The organism is Streptomyces sp. Q6 (assembly GCF_036967205.1).
Taxonomy (GTDB): domain Bacteria; phylum Actinomycetota; class Actinomycetes; order Streptomycetales; family Streptomycetaceae; genus Streptomyces; species Streptomyces citrinus.
This window is the reverse complement of sequence record NZ_CP146022.1, coordinates 375,720-396,767: the sequence shown is the minus strand read 5'-3', so window position 1 is coordinate 396,767 and position 21,048 is coordinate 375,720. Positions and strand designations below refer to the sequence as shown.

The following is a 21,048-nucleotide window of genomic DNA, read 5'->3' as shown; positions in this document are numbered from 1 at the left end:
CCGATCCCGGGAGCCGTCATGACCGCCGCCACCACCCGCCGCGCCGGATCCCTCCTGCTGGTCCTGGCCGCCCTGCTGCTCGTCCTCGCCCCGCTCCCGACCGCGGGCGCCGCCCTGGCGTCGGCGCCGCCCCGGGGCGCGCAGGTCGTCGACGTCACCCAGGTCGCCGACCGCCAGGTCGACCTGTCCGTACGGTCACCGGCCCTGGGCGGTCGCACGGTCACGGTCCGCCTGCTCACGCCCGACGGGTGGGAACCGGGGCAGCGTGGCCGGCACTGGCCGACCCTGTGGCTGCTGCACGGCTGTTGCGGCGACTACACGTCATGGACCGCGAAGACCGACGTCGCCCGGATCGACAGCCTGCGCGACGTCCTCGTGGTCATGCCGGAGGCCGGCTGGAACGGCTGGTACAGCGACTGGTGGAACGGCGGCCGGGGTGGCGACCCGGCCTGGGAGACCTTCCACACGCAGGAGTTGAGGCACCTGCTGGAGCGCGACTGGGGCGCGGGCTCCGACCGGGTCGTCGCGGGCCTGTCCATGGGCGGCCAGGGTGCCCTGCTGTACGCGGCCCGGCACCGCGGCATGTTCAAGGCGGCGGCCGCCTACTCCGGCTCGGCGCACCCGCTCCTGAACGACGAGTCGGTGAACCGCGTCCTCGGCTTCTTCGGCGGCCAGGGCGGCGACCCGCTGCGCGTCTGGGGCGACCCGGTCGCCCAGCGCGACGTGTGGGAGGCACACGACCCGTACTACCTGGCGAAGCGCCTGAAGACGATCCCGGTCTACCTGTCGTGCGGTGACGGAACCACGGGCCCGCTCGACGCGCCCGGCGCCACCAGCGCGCTCGAAGCGGACTTCGACCGGCAGAACCAGGCACTCGCGGGCGCCCTGGAGCGCGCCGGTGCCCGGCAGCTGACGACGCATTTCTACGGGCCGGGAACCCACACCTGGGCCTACTGGCAGCGGGAGCTGCACGCCTCGCTCCCGATGCTCCTCGGCGCGCTGCACACCGCGTGAGCCGCGGCGGGCCGGGGAACATGGCCCCCGGCCCGCCGCCGCGCCGTCGGATCAGGCGCCGCTCGCGTCGAGCATGCCCTCACGCTCGACGATCTTGACGCGCTCGCGGCCCTGCGGCTCGCCGAGCGCCTTCTCGGCGGCGTCGAGCTTGTACCAGCCCTCCCACGTCGTGAACCGGACACCGCGCTCGCCGAGGAACGTCTCGACGGCCTCCGGCTCGGGCGTGCCGGGCGTGTGCAGCCGGCCGGCGGCGTGGTCCTCCAGGAGGTTCGCCACGGTCTCGTTCGCGTCGCCCTTGGTGTGGCCGATGAGACCGATGGGGCCGCGCCGGATCCAGCCGGTCACGTACGTCGACGTGAGGTGCTCGCCGGTCTCCTGGATCACCCGGCCGCCCTCGTCGGGGACGGTGCCCGAGGCGAGGTCCCAGGGCAGCTTGGGCAGTTCGTCGGAGAGGTAGCCGACGGCGCGGTAGACCGCGCCGAGGTCCCAGTCCTTGAACTCGCCGGTGCCCTTGACGTTGCCGGTGCCGTCGAGGGCGGTGCGCTCGGTGCGCAGGCCGACGACCTTGCCGTCCTCGCCGAGGATCTCGGTGGGCGACTCGAAGAAGTGCAGGAACAGCTTGTGCGGGCGGCCGCGCTCGTCGCGGATCGCCCAGTTCTCCAGGGTCTTGGCGACCATGTCGGTCTGCTTCTCGCTGCGGCGGGCGGCGATCGAGCCCTCGTCGTAGTCGATGTCCTCGGGGTCGACGATGACCTCGATGGTCGGGGAGTGGTCCAGCTCGCGCAGCTCCATGGGGCTGAACTTGGCCTGGGCCGGGCCGCGCCGTCCGAAGACGTGGATCTCGCGGGCCCTGTTGGCCTTGAGACCGTCGTACACGTTCGCCGGGATCTCGGTCGGCAGCAGTTCGTCCGCGGTCTTCGCGAGGATGCGGGCGACGTCGAGGGCGACGTTGCCGACGCCGAGGACGGCGACCTTCTCCGCCTCCAGGGGCCAGGTCCGCGGCACGTCAGGGTGCCCGTCGTACCAGGAGACGAAGTCCGCGGCGCCGTAGGAGCCGTCGAGTTCGATCCCCGGGATGTCCAGCGCGCGGTCGGCGGTCGCGCCGGTCGAGAAGATCACCGCGTCGTAGAAGGAACGCAGGTCGTCGAGGTCGATGTCGCGCGGGTAGTCGACATTGCCGAAGAGGCGGATCTGCGGCTTGTCGAGCACCTGGTGCAGGGCCTTGACGATGCCCTTGATCCGGGGGTGGTCGGGGGCCACGCCGTAGCGGATCAGGCCGAAGGGGGCCGGCATGCGCTCGAAGAGGTCGATGGACACGCCGGGGTCGGCGGCCACTGCGGACTTCAGCAGCGCGTCGGCGGCATAGATGCCGGCGGGACCGGCTCCGACAATTGCTACCCGCAGAGGGCGAGGCATGGTCAGGTTTCCCTTCGAGCGACATCGGGGTACTCGAGGAGATCTTAAAGTAAGGCAAGCCTTAGTTGGCAGGCGGGTCGGGTCTATGGGGTCATAAGGCGAAGTTATGAGAAGCCATAGACCCGCTTTGGGGGTCTTCCCGCCCGCCCCGCCCGGTGTTTCGCCGAGCCCGCAGGTCAGGCCTGCGGAGCCCCGCCGTCCGGTGCGGGCACGGTGAACACACAGAACTCGTTGCCCTCCGGATCGGCCAGGATGTCCCAGTCGATGTCGGCGTCGCGGCGCCGGACCACGGTCGCCCCCAGCTCCACGAGCCCCCGCACGTCACCCCAGACGTCCAGATGCATCCGGTTCTTGACCGCCTTGGCCTCCGCGACCGGATTGATCCAGATCAGCGGGGCCGAGCCGGTCGGGTCGACCAACGGGACAGGCCAGTGCCGAGGACGCTCCTCGCCGTCCTCGGCGGGCCTGCGGACATAGCCCAGCGCCGCGCACCACCAGTCCGCGAGGGCCTGGTGGTCGACGGCGTCCAGTGCGAGGTCCTTGAAACGGGCGGGGGCCCTGCCGATACGCGTCATGGCCGCCATGAAACCAGCAACGGTGATCACGCGCAGGGCGGTTGGACCTCCCTGGTCAGAGGTTCTGGATCTCCGGAACGGCGCCGTCCCCGGCCGCCGTCACCGACACGGCACCCGTCTCCGCGTCCCGGGTCACCCGGTACGTCGCCGCGACGCCGCCGTCGTGGTCGGGCACCGTCACCGTCACGTCGTCCGCGCCCGGCGCGACCAGCAGGGTCAGACCGTCGAGCCAGTCCCCGTCGGGGCGCTGGTCGTCCGCGCCGAACGGCAGCACCGCGCCTTCGCGCACGTACAGCGGCAGGCTGTCGAAGCCGTGGCGCTCGTGGCGCCAGGCCGGCCCCTGCACCCGTTCCCCCGTGAGCAGGTGCGTCCAGGTGCCCTCCGGCAGGTAGTACTCGACGTCGCCCTCGGCCGAGAAGACCGGAGCGACCAGCAGGTCCGGGCCGAGCATGTACTGGCGGTCCAGGGCGCGGGCCGTCGGGTCGGCCGGGAACTCCAGGAGCATCGGGCGCATCAGCGGCACACCCGTGGCACGGGCCTCGGCGGCCGCCCCGTACAGGTACGGCATCAACCGGTGCTTGAGCAGCGTGAACCGCCGGGCCACGTCGACCGCCTCGTCGCCGAACTCCCACGGCACCCGGTACGACGAGGAACCGTGCAGCCGGCTGTGCGACGAGAGCAGGCCGAAGGCCAGCCAGCGCTTGAAGACCGCCGGGTCGGGCGTGCCCTCGAAGCCGCCGATGTCGTGCGACCAGAAGCCGAACCCGGACAGCGACAGGGACAGACCGCCGCGCAGCGACTCCGCCATCGCACCGAACGACGACCAGCAGTCGCCGCCCCAGTGCACCGGGAACTGCTGGCCCCCGGCCGTGCCCGAGCGCGCGAACAGCACCGCCTCGCCGCTGCCGCGCTCCTTCTCCAGGAGCTCGAAGACCGTGCGGTTGTACAGGTGCGTGTAGTAGTTGTGCATACGCTCCGGGTCGGAGCCGTCGTGCCAGACGACGTCGGTGGGGATGCGCTCGCCGAAGTCCGTCTTGAAGCAGTCGACGCCCTGGTCGAGCAGGACCTTCAGCTTCGCCTGGAACCAGGCGCAGGCCCGCGGGTTCGTGAAGTCGACGAGCGCCATGCCCGCCTGCCACAGGTCCCACTGCCAGATGTCGCCGTTCGGCCGCGTCACGAAGTAGCCTTCGGCGGCACCCTCCTCGAACAGTGCCGACTTCTGCGCGATGTACGGGTTGATCCACACGGAGATCTTCAGGCCGCGCTCCTTGAGGCGGGCCAGCATCCCCTCCGGGTCCGGGAACACGTCCGGGTCCCAGGCGAAGTCCGACCACTGGTACTCGCGCATCCAGAAGCAGTCGAAGTGGAAGACCGACAGCGGGATCTCCCGCTCGGCCATCCCGTCGACGAAGGACGTCACCGTCTCCTCGTCGTACTGCGTGGTGAACGAGGTGGTCAGCCAGAGCCCGAACGACCAGGCCGGCGGCAGCGCGGGGCGGCCGGTGAGCGCGGTGTAGCGGCGCAGCACGTCCTTCGGGGTCGGGCCCGCCACCACGTAGTACTCCAGCGTCTGGTCCTCGACGCTGAACTGCATCTGCCCGACCGACTCGGAGCCGACCTCGTAGCTCACCCGGCCGGGGTGGGAGACGAACACGCCGTGCGCGCCGGCGGGGGAGACGTGCAGGCTGAACGGCACGTTCTTGTAGGCCTGCTCGCTGCTGGTGCCGCCGTCGGCCTGCCACATGTCGACGACCTGGCCGTTCTTCACGAACGGCGTGAAGCGTTCGCCGAGGCCGTACACCTGCTCGCCCACGCCGAGCGTGAGCTGGCCCGCCATGTGGTGGGCGCCGTCGTCGGTGGTGAAGAAGGCCGTGCCCTTGCGGCCCGCCGAGGTGATCTCGTGCCCGTCGGCGTCCCGGAACGACAGCGTCCAGGGTGCGGCCTCGTCGAGCCGTACGGACAGCGCGCCGCTCGTCAGCTCCACCACGGATCCATCGCGGCGCACCGTGCCGGCCTGCGGGTGCGCGCCGGGGAGTTCGAACTCGGGGCCGCGCCGCCTGCTGCCCGCGAGATGCGTGACGCGGACGCCGATGACGCCCTCGGCGGGGGAGAAGCAGTCCACCGTCAGGAGCGGGGAGTTCAGGGTGTCGCCGCGCCGTTCGACCCGCTTGATCGCGGCGAAGGCGGTGAAGCGGTCGGCGTCCGCGCGGACGTCACGGACCTCGGTGGCGTAGGAGGCCTCGACGCCGTCGCGCATGAGCCAGAAGCCGTCGGTGAACTTCATGATCTTCCTCGGGATGGTGCCGTCCGCCCACTTGCTTGCGATCTTGAAGGCGAAGTGTCTGTAAGTCGCATTTGATCGTACACAAAACAAAAGATCAAGAGGCGTTGGGCGCCGGATCGCGGAAGCGCTTCGACGCAGTGATTCAGCAGGTGACGGAGGAGTAACGGGATGTGAGATCTGCTGGAAGGTCTGGTGTCGAAGCGCTTGATGGCGTATTAGTCATGTCAGGAAACAAACGCGCTCGGTGGACGCCGAGCCGCCCCGCAGAGCCGAGCAGAGTTAAGGGCCGCACCATGTCCGACCGTTTCACCCCCACCCGCGACGACCAGTTCACCTTCGGTCTGTGGACCGTCGGCTGGCGGGGCAACGACCCCTTCGGTGACGCCACCCGCCCGGCGCTCGACCCGGTCGAGTCCGTGCACCGCCTGGCCGAACTCGGCGCGCACGGCGTCACGTTCCACGACGACGACCTCATCCCCTTCGGGGCCTCCGACGCCGAGCGCGACGCCATCGTCAAGCGGTTCCGCACCGCCCTCGACGCCACCGGCCTCACGGTCCCGATGGCGACGACGAACCTGTTCACGCACCCGGTCTTCAAGGACGGCGGCTTCACCGCCAACGACCGTGACGTCCGCCGGTTCGCGCTGCGCAAGACGATCCGCAACATCGACCTCGCCGTCGAGCTGGGGGCGAAGACGTACGTGGCGTGGGGCGGCCGCGAGGGTGCCGAGTCGGGCGGTGCGAAGGACGTGCGCGTCGCGCTCGACCGTATGAAGGAGGCCTTCGACCTCCTCGGCGAGTACGTCACGGAGCAGGGCTACGACCTCCGCTTCGCCATCGAGCCCAAGCCCAACGAGCCGCGCGGCGACATCCTGCTGCCCACCATCGGTCACGCCCTCGCGTTCATCGAGCGCCTGGAGCGCCCCGAACTCGTCGGCGTCAACCCCGAGGTGGGCCACGAGCAGATGGCCGGGCTCAACTTCGCGCACGGCATCGCGCAGGCGCTGTGGGCGGGCAAGCTCTTCCACATCGACCTCAACGGCCAGACCGGCATCAAGTACGACCAGGACTTCCGCTTCGGCGCCGGCGACGTCCGCCAGGCGTTCTGGCTCGTCGACCTCCTGGAGAGCGCCGGCTACGACGGCCCGCGCCACTTCGACTTCAAGCCGGTGCGCACCGACGGCATCGACGGCGTCTGGGAGTCCGCGAAGAACTGCATGCGCAACTACCTGATCCTCAAGGAGCGTTCGGCCGCCTTCCGCGCCGACCCCGAGGTCCAGCAGGCGCTGCGCGACTCCCGCCTCGATCAGCTCGCCCGGCCGACCGCCGAAGGACTCGCCGAACTCCTCGCCGACAAGGCGTCGTTCGAGGACTTCGACGTCACCGCGGCCGCCGAGCGCTCGATGGCCTTCGAGCGGCTCGACCAGCTCGCCATGGATCACCTGCTCGGCGTCCGCTGACGCGGCAGTCCTCGCGACCCAGCTCGTACGGCGCAGGCCGGAGCCGTACCGGGCATCGCGAACACCTCGACGGGACACGGGCGTCCCGTCGAGGCCGGCCACCCCTCCCAGGCAAGGGCAACCACCGTGACAGCAGTACCTCCACCGGACGCGACGCGCGCCAAGCGCCGCCGTACCGGCCGACGGGCCCGTCGAGCAGCGGCCCCGCTCACCGTTGTCTCCGCACTCGTCGCCACCGTCGCCCTCGCGGGCTGCGGCCAGCAGCGCGACGACGACGTGTACACGGTCCTCAACTCGTCGACCGACGACTCGTACCACAGCTGGGACGCCGCCACCCTCAAGCGGTGCAGCGCACAGCTGGGCATCACCATCGAGCAGCAGAGCGTCCCGGCCGCCCAGGTCATGACGAAGTCGCTGCGCATGGCGTCGTCGAAGTCCCTCCCGGACGTCATCCAGTTCGACGCCTCCGAGATGCCGACCTTCGCCGAGCCGGGCGGCCTGGTCGACCTGCGCACCCTCGGCCTGTCCACCCAGGACATCCCCAAGGGCATCGTCGACTTCGGGTCCTACAAGGGCACGTACTACGGCGCCGCGCGCACGGTGAACACCCTCGCCCTCTTCTACAACAAGGACCTCCTGAAGAAGGCCGGACTCCCCGTCCCCACCACCTGGGACGAGATGCGGGAGACCGCCAAGAAGCTCACCCAGGGCAAGCAGTACGGCATCGCGCTGAGCGCGGGCGGCGCGGAGGACGGCGTCTTCCAGTTCACCCCGTTCATGTGGTCCAACGGCGGTGACGAGACGGAGCTCGACTCCAAGAACGTCGCCGGGGCGCTCGACTACTGGAAGGGCCTCCTCAAGGACGGCTCGCTCTCCAAGTCGACCGTCAACTGGACGCAGGCCGACGTCAACGACCAGTTCATGGCCGGCAACGCCGCGATGATGATCAACGGCCCGTGGCAGGTGGAGACCCTCAACACCAAGAAGAGTCTGCACTGGGGGATCGCGCAGATCCCCGTCCCCAAGACCGGGGACAAGTCGGTCGGCCCGCTCGGCGGCGCCATCCTCACCGTGCCCAACACCGGTGACACGGCCCGCGAGAAGACCGCCGCGAAGATCATCCAGTGCATGTCCTCCGAGAAGGAGCAGATCACCTACGCGCGCAACAGCTGGATGGTCCCGGCGAACGAGAAGGCCGCCGCGATCTGGCGCAAGGAAGTGCCCGAACTCGACGCCCTCGCCGACCAGGTGGCCACCGCCCGCTCCCGTACCGCGAAGGTCGGAGCCGGCTGGTCGTCCGTGTCGCTGGCTCTCCAGAGCGCCTTCCAGTCCGCGCTCACCGGTCAGAACAGCGCCGCCGCGCTGAAGAAGGCGCAGGCCCGCGCCACGAGCGGGAACTGAGGGGACACACGAACATGTCGACCACCACCGCTTCGGCGCCCGCCGTCGAGCCTGCCGCTGTCGCGAAGACGCCCCGTCCGCAGCGCGCCCGGCGCCGCCGCAGACTCTCCCAGTGGGGGTTCATCGCCCCCGCCGTCGTCTTCATGCTGCTCTTCTTCGGCTACCCGCTCGTGCGCAACGTCGTGATGAGCTTCCAGGACTTCTCGCCGTCCACGTTCTTCGACGGCAAGTCCCCCTTCAACGGCACCGACAACTGGAGCAAGGTCTTCGAGGACGACCTCTTCGGCAAGGCGCTGTGGCACACGATCGTCTTCACGATCGGCTCGCTCATCGGCCAGTTCGGCATCGGCCTCGCGCTCGCCGTCTTCTTCACGAAGAAGTTCCCGCTCAACGGGTTCCTGCGCTCGCTGATCCTGCTGCCCTGGCTCGTCCCCATGGTCGTCTCCGGCATCGTGTGGCGCCGCATCCTCGACCAGGACACCGGAGTCCTCAACTCCTTCTTCGACACCCTCGGCCTCGGCGGCGGTCACACCCCGTGGCTGACCAGCCCGAGCATGGCGCTGTTCTCCGTGATCATGGTGAACATCTGGATCGGCATCCCGTTCAACATGGTGATCCTCTACGGCGGACTCCAGGAGATCCCCAAGGAGCTGTACGAGGCGGCGTCCCTGGACGGCGCGTCCGCCTGGCGCACCTTCCGCTCGATCACGCTGCCGCTGCTCAAGCCCGTCATCACGGTCGTCCTCGTCCTGGGCTTCATGTCGACGGTGAAGATCCTCGACCTGATCCTCGCCCTCACCGACGGCGGCCCGGCCGACTCCACCCAGACGCTCGGCACGCTCACGTACCAGAACTCCTTCGTGCAGCTGGACTTCGGCGCGGGCGCCGTCGTCGGCAACGTCCTCATCCTCATCTCCGCCGTCTTCGCGGTGTTCTACCTGCGGGCCAACCGCTCCGAGGGGAAGTGACCGGCATGGCAACCGTCTCCGAGACCACCACCGCGCCCAAGCGCCGCTGGGGCGCCACCGTCGCCGGCGTCGTCATCCTCGCCGTGATGCTGTTCCCGCTGTACTGGATGATCAACACGGCGTTGCAGCCCGAGTCCGGGCTCCTCGAAGTCTCGCCCGTACCGCACTCCCTGGACCTGTCCGGCTTCACCTCGGCGCTCAGCGAGCAGGGTGGCCACCTGCTGACCTCGCTCGCCGTCGCCCTCGGCGCCGTCGTCATCTGCCTCGCCGTGGCCGCGCCCGCCGCGTACGGCCTCGCCCAGTTCCGGCTGCCCGGCACGAAGTCGATCGTCTTCGGCACCCTCATCACGCAGATGGTCCCGGGCATCGTCATCGCCAACGCCCTGTACAGCGCGTACGTCGATCTCGGCCTGGTCAACTCCTACTTCGGCCTGATGCTCGCCGACGCCTCGCTCGGCATCCCCTTCGCCATCGTCCTGATGCGCTCGTTCATGGTGGCCATCCCCAAGGAGGTCATCGAGGCGGCCGAGGTCGACGGCGCGAGCAAGATCCGCACGTTCGTCCAGGTCGTGCTGCCGATGAGCCGCAACTCCCTGATCACCGCGGGGCTGTTCGCGTTCCTGTACGCGTGGAGCGACTTCATGTTCGCCCTCACACTGAACACCACGGACGACGTCAAGCCCGTCACACTCGGCATCTACCAGTACATCGGCGCCCACGTCGGGGACTGGGGCTCCGTCATGGCGGCGTCCGTGCTGTCCGCGATCCCCGCCGCCGTGCTGCTCGTCCTCGCCCAGAAGTACATCGCCGCCGGGATCACCGGCGGATCCGTCAAGTAAGGCTGCCATGAGCGACCAGACCCCCTTGCCCGTGTTCCCGCCCGGCTTCGTCTTCGGAGCGGCCACCGCCTCGTACCAGATCGAGGGTGCCGCGAACGAGGACGGCCGCGGCCCGTCCATCTGGGACACCTACAGCCACACCCCCGGCCGCACCGACGGCGGCGACACCGGCGACGTGGCCTGCGACCACTACCACCGCTACCCCGAGGACGTGGCGCTGCTGCGCGACCTCGGCGTCGACTCCTACCGCTTCTCGATCGCCTGGCCGCGCATCCAGCCCACCGGTCAGGGCCCGGCCGAGCAGAAGGGCCTCGACTTCTATTCGCGCCTGGTCGACGAGCTCCTGGAGGCGGGCATCGAGCCGGCCGCCACGCTCTACCACTGGGACCTGCCGCAGGCCCTGGAGGACAAGGGCGGCTGGCGGGTGCGGGAGACCGCCGAGCGCTTCGGCGAGTACACGGCGATCGTCGCCGAGCACCTCGCCGACCGCGTCCCGCGCTGGATCACCCTCAACGAGCCGTGGTGCAGCGCCTTCCTCGGCTACTCGGTCGGCCGGCACGCGCCCGGCGCGCAGGAGGGCACCGGCGCCCTGGCCGCCGCCCACCACCTGCTCGTCGGCCACGGCCTCGCCATGAAGGCGCTGCGCGCGGCCGGTGTGCGCGAGGCGGGCATCACCCTGAACCCGGACTGGAACGTCGCCGCCACGGACTCGGCCGCCGACCGCGCCGCCGCCCTGCGCGCCGACACCCAGCACAACCTGGTGTGGACCGACCCGCTGTTCGCGGGCCGCTACCCGGCCTCCGAGGAGGACACCTGGGGCGAGCTGATCACCGGCCAGGACTTCCGCCGCGAGGGCGACCTCGAACTGATCGGGCAGCCGCTCGACTTCCTCGGCGTCAACTACTACCGGCCCACCCTCGTCGCCGACGCCCCGCACCGCGAGCCCGACCCGGCGCTGCGCGTCGCCACGGACAACCGGTACGCGGAGCGCCCCTGGCCCGACGTACGGCGCACGGCGATGGGCTGGCCCGTCGTCCCCGAGACGTTCACCGAGCTGCTCACGGACCTCAAGGCGCGCTACGGCGACGCCCTGCCGCCGATCCACATCACGGAGAACGGCACCGCCGAGCACGACGAGGTCTCCGCCGACGGCGCGGTGCACGACCCGGACCGCGTCACCTACCTGCACGACCACCTCACGGCCCTGCGCGCCGCCATGGACGCGGGCGTCGACGTGCGCGGCTACTACGTCTGGTCGCTCCTGGACAACTTCGAGTGGGCGCTGGGCTACGCGAAGCGGTTCGGCATCGTCCGCGTCGACTACGACACGCTCGAACGCACCCCGAAGGACAGCTTCCACTGGTACCGGAAGCTGATCGCCGCGCACCGCGGCTGACCCGATGAACGGCGGGCGGGGTCGTGGGGGCCCCGCCTGCTCCCGAGCCCGCCCCCGCACCCCCGCCGTCCGCCTCCAGGGCGCGGCCTGGGCCGCGGGGGCGGGCTCTCGGCGTGGGTGGAAGAACCTCAGGTCACTCCGCCACGGGGAGGCACTCGGCGAGCAGCTCGACGACGTCGCGCCAGGCTCGCCGCGCGTGCCGAGGGTGGTGGCCGACCCCGGGGACCGTGGGGTGATCGACCGTCGGGTGGTGGAAGGCGTGCAGGGCGCCGCCGTAGACCACGAGGCGCCAGTCGACGCCCGCGGCCTGCATCTCGTCGGTGAACGCGACCCGTTGCGCGGGCGGCATGATCGGGTCTTCCGACCCGACCCCGGCCCACACCGGGCAGGTGATGCGCGCCGTCTCTCCCGGCCGGCCCGTGGTCGCCGCGTTGACGGTCGCGATCGCGCGCAGGTCGACGCCGTCGCGCCCGAGCTCCAGCGCGATCGCGCCCCGGTGCCGTAGCCGACGGCGGCGATCCGGTCCGGGTCGGTCCGCGGCTCGGCGCGGAGCACGTCGAGCGCCGCGTGTCCGATGCCCCGCATCCGGTCGGGGTCGGCGAGCAGCGGCAGGCAACGGGCCAGCATCTCCTGCGGGTCGCCCAGATAGCGCCCGCCGTGGAGGTCGAAGGCCAGCGCCACGTACCCCAGCTCGGCGAGCGCGTCGGCCCGGTGGCGTTCGACATCGCTGAGCCCCATCCCCTCGGGCCCGACCAGGACCGCGGGCCGTCGGTCGGCACCGGCCGGGAGCGCGAGGTGCCCGACCATCGTCAGGCCGTCGGCGGCGTAGGTGATCGTGCGCGTGGTAACCGTCGTCATGGGCCTCGACTGTAGGGACCGTGGAGCCCGGCCGGGCCGCTGTTCTGCCGTCGGCAGAGGGCGGGTCTCCGGCGTGCCCCGGGACCGCCGCGGCGCGGGCGCACCGCACTCCGCCGGGCGGACGGGGGTGGTGCGAGAGGCTCTCAGTCCGTTCGTCGCGCCGCGTACGCCGCCGGGTCCGCCAGGACCTCCCTGACCACCCGCGCGGCCGCGCCCCGCGCCGCGTCGCCCGACGAGGACGAGGCCCGCAGGCGGCCGTTGCCCGGCGTCCACAGGCCCGACACCACCCGGGCCGTCAGCTCCGCGTCGGCGGCCGGGGCGAGCCACGGCATCAGGACGCGGAAGGCGCCGCCCAGCATCACCGCGTCCGGGTCGACCAGATTGACGGCGCCCGACAGCACACGGCCGAGGTGTCGCCCCGCGTCCTCCAGGGCGGCCAGCGCCCGCTGGTCACCGGCCCGCGCGCGGCTCTCCAGCTCGGCGACGCCCGCGGCCCCCGACTCCGGGTCGAGGCCCGCGGCACGCAGCAGCGCCGACTGGCCCGCGTACTGCTCCAGGCAGCCGCGCGCACCGCACCGGCACGCGGGCCCCTCGGCGTCCACCACGACGTGCCCGATCTCCCCGGCGAACCCGTGGGCGCCGCGCAGGAGTTGACCGCCGAGGACCAGCGCGCCGCCGATGCCGATCTCGCCGGTCAGATAGATGAAGCTGCGCAGCGGCGGCTCGCCGTCGCCGCCCGCGCACCCGCCGAACCACAGCTCGGCCATGGCCGCCAGGTTCGCCTCGTTGTCGGCGCTGACCGGCAGCGCCCGATGGGCCGGACGCAGCGCGGTGAGCGCCTGCGCGAACAGGCCCTCCACCGGGACGCGGTTCCACCCCAGGTTCGGCGCCTGGCGCACCGCGCCGCCCGAGACCAGGCCCGGCAGCGCCAACTCGGCGGCCACCGGACGCAGTTCCTGCTCCTGCGCCGACTCCATCGCGCGGGCCGCGATCCGCGCCGCCTGCGCGAGCACCGCGGTGGGCGCGGCGGACCGGTTGTCCATCCGCTCCACGAGCCGTACGCGGTCGGTGCCCGCGAGGTCGACGACGCACACGGTGACGTAGTCGATGTTGATCTCGACGCCGAGCCCGGCCGCCCCGGTCCGCGCCATCTTCAGCGCCGTGCCGGGCCGTCCCGCCTGCCCGCTGAAGGTCTTGCCCCACTCGGTGAGGTACCCGTCGGTGAGGAGCTGGTCCACGAGCGAGGAGACCGCGGCCCGGGTCAGCCCGACCAGTCCGGCGACCTGGGCCCGGGTGGCCTCCCCCTCGTCGTGGACGGTCCGCAGGACGAGGCTGAGGTTGTGCCGGCGCACGGTCGCCTTGTCGGCCTTGGGCGGGGTCGCGGAGGGATCGCTGCTGTTCATCGTGGGTCCGAGCCTATGCGACCCGGTCCCTCGGCGGCGGCGCGGAGCACGCGGCGTCGACCGGTTCCGGCTGCCGCGTCGGGTAGAGGCTGTACGCGGCGAGCGGCCGCACCTCGACCGAGCACACGACGTCCTCGCCGCCGCCCGCGCCGACGTGCTCGCGCAGCAGGGCGAGGATCTGCCGGGAGAGCCGCGCCATGGTCGACTCGCTGCGCCCCGGCAGCAGCGCCACCTCCACGTGTGCCATCGGCACGTCGTCGGGCCCGGAACCCGTGACGTACGTCTGGGTCGCGGCGCGGAAGAACGTCTTGCAGGTGCCGCGCGAGCCCGAGCCCTTCAGGACGAGGGCGTGCAGGGCCGTGGCGAAGGCGGCCCGGTCGAAGGCCCCGGCCAGCCGGGGCGAGTAGTCGACGGTGATATGAGGCACGGCGCCCCCAGCGAGCAAGTTAGTTTCTGTATGCATCTACAACCGTGCCACTTTAGCGCGTCGGGTTCGCAGGCTGGTCAGCGGTGGTGTCGGGCCCTGTGGCGGGGGCGCCCCGGCATGCCGGGGCGCCATTCAGTGGCTGTGGCGCTTGCTGGCCCAGAACACCGCACGCGCGGCCCGCACCCGCTCGGCCTGCCGCTCGGGGTCCTGCGCGGAGGTCAGCGCGGTGCGTAACTGCTCGGGATCGGCGAGGTGCCCACTGCCGTCCGGCGCGACCCGCCACAGGAACGAGTGATGGCGTACGCCGGTGAGGGCGTCGGCGGCGGGGGAGGGCATGTTCAGCTCCTGCCCCGCCGTCACCATCCGGATCTCCTCGGTCAGCGGCCAGGTCGGCGCGGTGCCGGTCCGGGTGAGGATGTAGAACACCGGCCGCGGCTTCGCGTGCTCCTCCAGGACCGGCACCGTCTCGCCCTTGCGGCCCAGCTCCCACAGCACGGTCAGCCCGAGCGGCTGCGGCAGGCGCAGCGCGTCCCAGAGGCGTCCCGCGGGCAACGTGACGAGAAACGGCGACTGCTTCCAGGCGGCATATGCCTCAGCGGGCCGCCGGTGACAGGAAGCCAACCACTGCGCTCCGTCCATCGGTTGACCATACGTCACGGACGCGGGCGGGTCAGCGGTTCGTCGAAGGTGACTACCACTCTGGCAATTGCCGCTCACGATTCGGGAGTTGAGGCTCAGTGCCCGTCTGGGGCGAGGTGCTGCCGGAAGAAGGCGGCGGCCTCCTCGCCCACCCGGACGCGGACGGCCGGATCGGCGGGCTCGGGCGCGAAGAAGTCGTCGTGGCGGACGTCGGGACCCGCCGAACGGCCGCGCGCGGTGGGGATGTGCTCCAGATACGGCCGGGTGTCCACCTCGTACGGGTTGACGGTGTCCGCCCCGCCCCAGCGGATGCCCACCGGCACCCGCACGGCCGCGAGGCTCTCCGGGGTCACCAGGGCGCCGACTCCGGGCGCCACTTGGAAGACCGCGCGCACCCGGGGATCCGTGAAGTCCGCCCCGGCGGCCTCCAGCTCGCGTCGTGACGACTCGTCCAACGGGTACTTCTTCCGCAGCGCTGCCAGCGCGCCGGGGAACTCGGGGATGTCCGGCAGCGGAATCTCGCCCGTCAGCACCGCCCACAGGATCCGCGGATCGACCCGTGCGCCGACGAGGGCCGCCGCCGTGTAGCCGCCCAGGGAGAACCCGGCGACACCGACCGGGCCGAGGGGCCGCTCGCGAGCCAGCGTGTCGAGGGCGAAGGAGACGTCCCGGGGTCGCTCCCACACGTGCAGGAAGCCTTCCGGCTCGTAGCCGTCGACGAAGTTGTTGCCGTGATGGTCCAGGGCCACGACCCGCAAGCCCGCCTCGCGCAGCGGTCCCGTCAGCCACTCCATGCTGCTGCCCGAACCCCCGGTGCCGTGCGAGACGACGACCAGCGGGGTGGGGTGCGGCGACGGACGTCGCGGCTCCCACACGTAGAGACGGACGGGACGCGGACGCCCCGGATCCCGAACGTCACTTCGGGACGGGTCGTGCACGACCCGGATCGACGGCTCCCCAGAGATCATCATGGCGACATCGTAGAAAGCCTCCGCCGGAGGGCCCCCGGCGCGTCCGAACGGTGCCGAGCCGGCCGCTCGACCGCCGGACGCTCAAGCGCCGGACGTGGACCGGATCGCGGAGATGTCGAACTGAAGCCGGACCTTCTCGCTCACCATGGTGCCGCCGGCCTCCAGGCGCTGGTTGTAGACCAGGCCCCACTCCGTACGGTCGATGGTGGTGGTGCCGTCGAAACCGGCCCGCTCATAGCCGAACGGGTCCACCACCGACCCCAGGTAGTCGAGTTGCAGCTCGACGGGCCGGGTCACGTCGCGGATGGTCAGATCCCCCGTCATCCGGAAGCTCTCGTCCCCCACGTACGTCGCCGACGTGCTGCGGAACAGTATCTGCGGGTAGCGGCCCGCGTCGAAGAAGTCCGTGCCGATCAGATGCGCGTCCCGCTGCTCCACGCCCGTGTCGACGCTACCCACCCGGATGGCGATCTCGGCGTGCGACGCGGAGGGGCGCTCGCCGTCGAAGTACAAGGTGCTGTCGTAGTCGGTGAAGGCGCCGCGCACCGTCGTGACCATCGCGTGCCGCACGGAGAAGCCGATACGGCTGTGCGGGCGGTCGATGGTCCACTGCCCGGTCAGGGCGCGCAGCGCCGGATCGAGTGCGACGCCGGCGGCCGCGTCCGCCGGGAACGGCGTGCGCGGACCGGCGGACGGCACCGGCTCGATGGTGTCGGTCTGGCGACGGCTGAAGATACCCATGGATCGCACCCTCCTTCGATTCTGATTACTCAGTGTTATCACGGTGTGGAGAAGTGACCGCAGCGAGATGGGCGGCCTCGTCCGTATTCCATGCCGCGGTCTGCAAAGTTGCACAGAATCGCCATGACTGTGGAGGTACCGTCGGGTGGATCTTGATCACGCAGGGTGAGAGCGGGGTCCGCTAGCGGTCCGTGCCGCCGAGGTCCACGGACGCCGCGTCGGTGACGTGCGCCGACATGTTCCGGCGCATCATCTCCAGCGCGGCGTCGGCGAGTTCGGGGTGGATGGCGGCCACGGCGTCGTGCGGCACGGTGACCTCCAGGTGGCGGATGTGCGCGTCGAGCGCCGAGTACAGAACGCACTGTTCCGTCACCTGCCCGCACAACACGATCCGGCCGATGCCGAGTTGCGACAGCAGGTACGAGAGGGGGGTCTCGTAGAAGATCGAGTGGCGGGCCTTGACCACGAACAGTGAGTCCCCGTCCGGCTTGAGGGGGTCGACGAGGTCCGCGTGCGGACCCGCCAGGGCCCGCTCGACCAGTTCGCCGTGGTGGGAGCGCCACTGCCCGAAGTTGTCATTGGCGTAGATCACCGGGGTCCCGGCCGCGCGGGCCCGCGCGATGAGGTCGACGACGACCGGCACGACGGCACGGGAGGCGGGCAGCAGCAGATCCGCGTCGTCGTGGTCGTACGTGTTGATCATGTCGATGACGATCAGCGCGCACCCGGTCCCGGTGCGGCTGACGGCATCGACGGCATCGGCGCGATCGACGGCATCGGCGGCATCGGTCGGGGCGGGGTCTCCGGCGGGCCTCATGACGACCGGCTCCCCGATCTTCGGAGTGGATAACGGCATTGCTCCTCTTGCGGCGTCCGCGTACCCCGGCCGAGTGGTGTGCCCCTCACCCGCGGGAGTGACGGTCGGCGCGCGCCCCGTATCCGCATGATCGCGAGACGGGTTGAGGCGATCATGCGCACTGTGATCAAGGCGGGTCTGACCGCCGTCTCCGCCCTCCTGCTGCTGGCTCCCGCGTCGTCGGCCTCCGCCCCGATGAGCGGCGACGACACCGACGGCTCCGTCTCCCTCTACGTCGACGGCAAGGGGCTGCACGTCGACACCATCACCGTGATGAGCGACAAGCAGCGCAACGGCGAACGCTTCCGCGTCTATTCGCACACGGGCAGCGCGGCCGGCATCGTCGACGAGACGCGCTGGAAGACGGCGAAGTTCCACAGCTACGGGCTGACGAAGATCGCCGAGGCGTCGTGGAAGATCAACCGGAACTTCGCGGACGGCACCTGGCTGTGCGCCACGGCCGCCAAGTCGGACGGCAACCCCTGCATCAAGGTCCACCGCTGATCCACCGCTGACGCCGTGCGGCTGACCGGCGCAGGAGGGGACACGGCCCGGACGGACGCGATCCGTCCGGGCCGTGCCGCGCTCTACTCGCCGGGGGCGCCCATCGCCACCCGCAGCAGCCGAGCCGTCTCCCCGGCCGTCGCCCGTGTCTCGTCGTCGGCCCCGACCGCCGTCAGTTCGTCCAGCAGCAGCACGGCCGCCTGGAGAACGCCCAGCGGTACGGGTACGGGGTGCAGGGCGGCGAGCGCGGCGGCCGCCCGGCCGGCGGCGGACACCTCGGAACCGGACTGAGGGATGAGCGCGGCCACGCCGCGACCGACTTGCCGGGGCGGGGGCGGAGGAAGAGGGGGCACGCGGTGATTCTGCCGCTCCGCCCGGCCGCGGCGCCCGGCGGACGGCCACAACAATGTCCGAACATCGGTTCCCGGGGCGCCGACGGACCGGGATCATGAGGGGCCGACAGCGGCGCCGGCCGCGGGGGAGGACGACCATGCAGCGCAACCACTGGATCCGGCGGATCCTCGACCTCGATCCCGAGCGGGACTTCGAGGAGATCTACCGCATCAGCTCCACCCACGAGTTCCCGTGGGACACGATGCAGGCCCTCGGGTTCGCCCTGTACCGCACGTACGCCGTGCCCAGCATAGGTCAACTGCTCCGCAAGACAGGGGAGTTCACCGCGCGGCCGCAGAAGCGCTACGACGACACCGTGCTCATCCTGGACGCTCCCGGCGAGCACGGCCTCGACTCGCCGCGGGGCCGCGAGGCGATCCGCCGGATGAACCAGATGCACCGCGCGTACGCCATCTCCAACGACGACTACCTCTACGTCCTGTCCACGTTCGTCGTCGTCCCCAAGCGCTGGATGGACGACTACGGCTGGCGGCCCTATTCGCGCCACGAGGTGCGCGCCGCCACGAACTACTACCGCGCGCTCGGCAAGCGCATGAACATCCAGGACATCCCCGCCACGTACGACGAGTTCGAGGCGTACATGGAGGCGTACGAGCGCCGCCACTTCGCCTTCGACGAGGGCGGCCGCGCCGTGTCGGAAGCGACGCTCGACCTCATGTCCTCCTGGTACCCCGGCCCGCTCGGCCCACTGATGCGCACCGCGTCCCTGTGCCTGATGGACGCCCCGCTGCGCTCCGCGTTCGGCTACGACGACCCGCCCGCCGCCCTCGAACGCGCCGTCCGCCGGGGCATGCGACTGCGCGGCCGCGTCATCCGCCTGCTGCCCCCGCGCCGCACCCCGCGCTACGCCCGCCAGAGCGGCAATGTCCGTGGCTACCCCGACGGCTACCGCATACCCGACCTCGGCACGTTCCCGCAGGGCTGCCCGGTACCGCACGAAGAGAGCTGACAGGCGCGCGTGCACCGTCTCCTCACCCGACACGGACCGTTGACGGTCAAGAAATTGAACTCGGCCGTGGAAACAGCGATGCTGGCCGAATGGCGGGCAGAGACAGGGACGCGGGCATGAGCACGGAATCGGGCACGGACACCGACAGGGACGCGTCCGTGGACGGCGAGGGGCGACTCGTCGACGCGGTGGCCGAGCTGCGGGCCGCGGAGGAGCGGGTCGCCGCCGCGCTCCGCGTGTACCTGGCCAGGGACCCGCTGACCGGGCGCCCGGTGCACGGCAGGATCGGGCGTGCCGCGCAGATCACCGGCTGGGGCGAGCAGCGCGTGAAGGAGACCGTCACGCCCGCGCTCGCGGATCGCCGCAGGGCCAAGCGGAAGGTGGCCGACGCATGAGCGACTTCGACGCGATCGACTCCCTCCTGGCCTCGGTCGTCCCGGAGGCCGAACTCCCCGCACCGGGGGTGCGGCGTGAACTGCGGGAACTGGCGGGCCTGTCGAAGGTCCAGGTGGCGCGGGCGCTCGGGGTGAGCCCGGCGACCGTGAGCGCGTGGGAGGCGGGCCGCGACCCGGCGGCGGAGACCCGAGCGAAGTACGCGTACCTCCTGGACGGCCTCGCCGCGAAGGTCATCCAGGAGCCGGAACCAGTACCGGAACCGGAACCAGTACCGGAACCAGAACCCGTGCCGGAGCCCGCGGCTGCGCACCTGGACGACCCGGACGACCCGGACGACGTAGAGACGCTCGCGACGCCGGAGCCGTGCGTGCTGTGCGGGAACCCGGCACCGCAGCGCGTCGCCGGTTTCCCCCAGCACCTGGACCCGGCGGACTGCCACCCCGAACCCGCCGCCCCGCCGTCCCCGGAACCGCGGGTCGACGAGCGGCCGTCCCGCGCATCCGAGCGGCCCAAGCCGCCCACCCGGCGGGCGTTCCAGCCCGCCGCCGCGCCCGGCGACCGCATCGGGCAGGCCGTCCGGGCCGCACTCGCCGCGCACGAGGGCGACGTCGAGGCCGCGACCGCCGCGCTCGTGAAGAAGGCGATCCCGGACGCGATGGCGCTGCTTGACGAGACCCGCAAGGGCGGGCGCTACGACGTGATCGCGCACCCCTGGATGCCGGACATCCTCAAGAAGCAGACAGCGCGGGGAGCGGACCAGGTGTGGGAGGCCCGCCCCAGGTGGACCCGGCCCGAACTGCCGCCGGGTGAGCACGAGGTGACCGCGCTCGACATCAACGGCGCCTATCTGTCCGCCCTCAAGACGCATCTGCCGATCGGCCAGTTGGAACACTCCACCGGCTTCGACCACGACCGGCGCCGGGCCGGCGTCCACCTGATCACGCCGTCGCACTGGGACCACGACGCGGTGCTGCCGAACCCGCTCGGACAGCGCGACGAACCGGGCCCGCTGTGGGTCACCGAGCCGACGCTGCGGCTGCTCCAGCGCCTGTCGGGTCCGAAGTACGGCCTGTGCGAGCCGCCCGAGATCCACGAGTCCTTCACCTCGGGCGCGACGGAAGGCCTGTTGGAGAAGTTCCGTATCGCGCTCAAGGACGCCCGTGACACCGCGATCGCCGAACAGGACGAGGTGACGCTGGAGTACGTGAAGGCGATGTACTCCAAGTTCGTCTCCACGATGGGGGAGTCGAACTACAACCGAGAGCTGTACCGCCCCGACTGGATGCACCTGATCCGCTCGCAGGCCTTCGCCAACCTCTGGATGAAGGCGCTCAAGGCTCACGAGGAGGGGCTCACCGTGGTCCGTGCGATGGGCACCGACGAACTCCACGTGATCGGCGACTGGCGCCGCGTCTTCCCGGAGGGGCGCGCCGTCTCCGAGGTCAAGGTCAAGGACGTCTACACGGCGGGCGAGGACCCGGAGCACGACGCCGACGACTGACCCGGCCGACACGAACCACCACCGGCAGGAAGAGCG

Annotated in this window: 20 protein-coding genes and 1 pseudogene; 10 read left to right on the top strand and 11 right to left on the bottom strand. The window is 71.2% G+C overall.

The window, feature by feature from the left end:
* Positions 1-18 precede the first annotated feature (18 nt).
* Entirely contained in the window at positions 19-1,014 is a 996-nt protein-coding gene (locus V2W30_RS02025; RefSeq protein ID WP_338693110.1) for an alpha/beta hydrolase family protein, read from the top strand.
* 51 nt (positions 1,015-1,065) lie between these two features.
* On the opposite strand, the gene V2W30_RS02020 is transcribed toward V2W30_RS02025, so the two are convergent.
* The 3 genes from V2W30_RS02020 to yicI form a co-directional block, all read right to left on the bottom strand.
* Positions 1,066-2,430 carry an FAD-dependent oxidoreductase gene (locus tag V2W30_RS02020; protein WP_338693108.1) on the bottom strand — a complete coding sequence of 455 codons (1,365 nt, stop codon included), beginning with the start codon at positions 2,428-2,430 and terminating at the stop codon, positions 1,066-1,068.
* Between the two features lie 176 nt (positions 2,431-2,606).
* Positions 2,607-3,014, bottom strand: coding sequence for a VOC family protein (locus V2W30_RS02015; RefSeq protein ID WP_338693106.1), 408 nt, complete (start codon positions 3,012-3,014; stop codon positions 2,607-2,609).
* A 46-nt stretch (positions 3,015-3,060) separates the two neighbouring features.
* Positions 3,061-5,289: an alpha-xylosidase gene (gene yicI / locus V2W30_RS02010; protein ID WP_338693104.1), complete on the bottom strand. Its 2,229-nt coding sequence runs from the start codon at positions 5,287-5,289 to the stop codon at positions 3,061-3,063.
* A gap of 293 nt (positions 5,290-5,582) precedes the next feature.
* Here yicI and xylA point away from each other — a divergent pair, with 293 nt between their 5' ends.
* The 5 genes from xylA to V2W30_RS01985 all read left to right on the top strand — a co-directional run bounded on the left by xylA (position 5,583) and on the right by V2W30_RS01985 (position 11,353).
* Positions 5,583-6,749 carry a xylose isomerase gene (xylA, locus tag V2W30_RS02005; RefSeq protein ID WP_338693103.1) on the top strand — a complete coding sequence of 389 codons (1,167 nt, stop codon included), beginning with the start codon at positions 5,583-5,585 and terminating at the stop codon, positions 6,747-6,749.
* A gap of 126 nt (positions 6,750-6,875) precedes the next feature.
* Entirely contained in the window at positions 6,876-8,150 is a 1,275-nt protein-coding gene (locus V2W30_RS02000; RefSeq protein WP_338693101.1) for a sugar ABC transporter substrate-binding protein, read from the top strand.
* A gap of 14 nt (positions 8,151-8,164) precedes the next feature.
* The gene (locus V2W30_RS01995) at positions 8,165-9,118 is read left to right on the top strand and encodes a sugar ABC transporter permease (RefSeq protein ID WP_338693099.1); all 954 of its coding nucleotides are present in this window, start codon (positions 8,165-8,167) and stop codon (positions 9,116-9,118) included.
* Between the two features lie 5 nt (positions 9,119-9,123).
* Positions 9,124-9,957: a carbohydrate ABC transporter permease gene (locus V2W30_RS01990; protein WP_338693097.1), complete on the top strand. Its 834-nt coding sequence runs from the start codon at positions 9,124-9,126 to the stop codon at positions 9,955-9,957.
* 7 nt (positions 9,958-9,964) lie between these two features.
* On the top strand, positions 9,965-11,353 hold the full coding sequence (locus tag V2W30_RS01985) for a GH1 family beta-glucosidase (RefSeq protein ID WP_338693095.1): 1,389 nt from the start codon (positions 9,965-9,967) through the stop codon (positions 11,351-11,353).
* 133 nt (positions 11,354-11,486) lie between these two features.
* On the opposite strand, the pseudogene V2W30_RS01980 reads toward V2W30_RS01985, so the two are convergent.
* The 7 genes and pseudogenes from V2W30_RS01980 to V2W30_RS01950 all read right to left on the bottom strand — a co-directional run bounded on the left by V2W30_RS01980 (position 11,487) and on the right by V2W30_RS01950 (position 17,209).
* A pseudogene (locus V2W30_RS01980) lies at positions 11,487-12,211 on the bottom strand (dienelactone hydrolase family protein).
* Positions 12,212-12,354: 143 nt separating this feature from the next.
* Positions 12,355-13,614, bottom strand: a complete 1,260-nt coding sequence (locus V2W30_RS01975) for an ROK family transcriptional regulator (RefSeq protein WP_338693093.1) — start codon at positions 13,612-13,614, stop codon at positions 12,355-12,357.
* Positions 13,615-13,627: 13 nt separating this feature from the next.
* Positions 13,628-14,041 carry a 5-carboxymethyl-2-hydroxymuconate delta isomerase gene (locus tag V2W30_RS01970; RefSeq protein ID WP_338693091.1) on the bottom strand — a complete coding sequence of 138 codons (414 nt, stop codon included), beginning with the start codon at positions 14,039-14,041 and terminating at the stop codon, positions 13,628-13,630.
* Positions 14,042-14,173: 132 nt separating this feature from the next.
* A complete protein-coding gene (locus tag V2W30_RS01965) occupies positions 14,174-14,680 on the bottom strand; it encodes a hypothetical protein (RefSeq protein WP_338693089.1) in 507 nt (168 codons plus the stop codon).
* Between the two features lie 95 nt (positions 14,681-14,775).
* Positions 14,776-15,651 carry an alpha/beta hydrolase family protein gene (locus V2W30_RS01960; protein ID WP_338693087.1) on the bottom strand — a complete coding sequence of 292 codons (876 nt, stop codon included), beginning with the start codon at positions 15,649-15,651 and terminating at the stop codon, positions 14,776-14,778.
* A gap of 81 nt (positions 15,652-15,732) precedes the next feature.
* Positions 15,733-16,392 carry a YceI family protein gene (locus V2W30_RS01955; RefSeq protein WP_338693085.1) on the bottom strand — a complete coding sequence of 220 codons (660 nt, stop codon included), beginning with the start codon at positions 16,390-16,392 and terminating at the stop codon, positions 15,733-15,735.
* Between the two features lie 181 nt (positions 16,393-16,573).
* The gene (locus V2W30_RS01950) at positions 16,574-17,209 is read right to left on the bottom strand and encodes an isochorismatase family cysteine hydrolase (protein ID WP_338693084.1); all 636 of its coding nucleotides are present in this window, start codon (positions 17,207-17,209) and stop codon (positions 16,574-16,576) included.
* 153 nt (positions 17,210-17,362) lie between these two features.
* Here V2W30_RS01950 and V2W30_RS01945 point away from each other — a divergent pair, with 153 nt between their 5' ends.
* Complete coding sequence (locus tag V2W30_RS01945) at positions 17,363-17,752, top strand: hypothetical protein (protein ID WP_338693083.1); 390 nt, start codon at positions 17,363-17,365, stop codon at positions 17,750-17,752.
* Between the two features lie 83 nt (positions 17,753-17,835).
* Here the strand turns inward: V2W30_RS01945 and V2W30_RS01940 are convergent, their stop codons facing one another.
* Positions 17,836-18,027, bottom strand: coding sequence for a hypothetical protein (locus V2W30_RS01940; RefSeq protein ID WP_338693082.1), 192 nt, complete (start codon positions 18,025-18,027; stop codon positions 17,836-17,838).
* A gap of 215 nt (positions 18,028-18,242) precedes the next feature.
* Between V2W30_RS01940 and V2W30_RS01935 the strand changes: the two genes are divergently transcribed.
* From V2W30_RS01935 to V2W30_RS01925, 3 genes are all read left to right on the top strand, one after another.
* Positions 18,243-19,115, top strand: a complete 873-nt coding sequence (locus V2W30_RS01935) for an oxygenase MpaB family protein (protein ID WP_338693081.1) — start codon at positions 18,243-18,245, stop codon at positions 19,113-19,115.
* 116 nt (positions 19,116-19,231) lie between these two features.
* Complete coding sequence (locus V2W30_RS01930; protein ID WP_338693080.1) at positions 19,232-19,510, top strand: hypothetical protein; 279 nt, start codon at positions 19,232-19,234, stop codon at positions 19,508-19,510.
* Positions 19,507-21,012 carry a helix-turn-helix transcriptional regulator gene (locus V2W30_RS01925; RefSeq protein ID WP_338693079.1) on the top strand — a complete coding sequence of 502 codons (1,506 nt, stop codon included), beginning with the start codon at positions 19,507-19,509 and terminating at the stop codon, positions 21,010-21,012. Before V2W30_RS01930 ends, V2W30_RS01925 begins: the two co-directional genes overlap by 4 nt.
* Positions 21,013-21,048 lie beyond the last annotated feature (36 nt).

Excerpts from the sequence above, each read along its gene's own strand:
- V2W30_RS01965 (WP_338693089.1), bottom strand. The coding sequence starts at position 14,680 with ATGGACGGAGCGCAGTGGTTGGCTTCCTGTCACCGGCGGCCCGCTGAG.
- V2W30_RS02025 (WP_338693110.1), top strand. The coding sequence starts at position 19 with ATGACCGCCGCCACCACCCGCCGCGCCGGATCCCTCCTGCTGGTCCTG.
- V2W30_RS02015 (WP_338693106.1), bottom strand. The coding sequence starts at position 3,014 with ATGGCGGCCATGACGCGTATCGGCAGGGCCCCCGCCCGTTTCAAGGAC.
- V2W30_RS01975 (WP_338693093.1), bottom strand. The coding sequence starts at position 13,614 with ATGAACAGCAGCGATCCCTCCGCGACCCCGCCCAAGGCCGACAAGGCG.
- V2W30_RS01990 (WP_338693097.1), top strand. The coding sequence starts at position 9,124 with ATGGCAACCGTCTCCGAGACCACCACCGCGCCCAAGCGCCGCTGGGGC.
- V2W30_RS01985 (WP_338693095.1), top strand. The coding sequence starts at position 9,965 with ATGAGCGACCAGACCCCCTTGCCCGTGTTCCCGCCCGGCTTCGTCTTC.
- V2W30_RS01955 (WP_338693085.1), bottom strand. The coding sequence starts at position 16,392 with ATGGGTATCTTCAGCCGTCGCCAGACCGACACCATCGAGCCGGTGCCG.
- xylA (WP_338693103.1), top strand. The coding sequence starts at position 5,583 with ATGTCCGACCGTTTCACCCCCACCCGCGACGACCAGTTCACCTTCGGT.
- V2W30_RS02020 (WP_338693108.1), bottom strand. The coding sequence starts at position 2,430 with ATGCCTCGCCCTCTGCGGGTAGCAATTGTCGGAGCCGGTCCCGCCGGC.
- V2W30_RS01930 (WP_338693080.1), top strand. The coding sequence starts at position 19,232 with ATGAGCACGGAATCGGGCACGGACACCGACAGGGACGCGTCCGTGGAC.
- yicI (WP_338693104.1), bottom strand. The coding sequence starts at position 5,289 with ATGAAGTTCACCGACGGCTTCTGGCTCATGCGCGACGGCGTCGAGGCC.
- V2W30_RS01960 (WP_338693087.1), bottom strand. The coding sequence starts at position 15,651 with ATGATGATCTCTGGGGAGCCGTCGATCCGGGTCGTGCACGACCCGTCC.
- V2W30_RS01995 (WP_338693099.1), top strand. The coding sequence starts at position 8,165 with ATGTCGACCACCACCGCTTCGGCGCCCGCCGTCGAGCCTGCCGCTGTC.
- V2W30_RS01925 (WP_338693079.1), top strand. The coding sequence starts at position 19,507 with ATGAGCGACTTCGACGCGATCGACTCCCTCCTGGCCTCGGTCGTCCCG.
- V2W30_RS01945 (WP_338693083.1), top strand. The coding sequence starts at position 17,363 with ATGCGCACTGTGATCAAGGCGGGTCTGACCGCCGTCTCCGCCCTCCTG.
- V2W30_RS01935 (WP_338693081.1), top strand. The coding sequence starts at position 18,243 with ATGCAGCGCAACCACTGGATCCGGCGGATCCTCGACCTCGATCCCGAG.
- V2W30_RS01950 (WP_338693084.1), bottom strand. The coding sequence starts at position 17,209 with ATGAGGCCCGCCGGAGACCCCGCCCCGACCGATGCCGCCGATGCCGTC.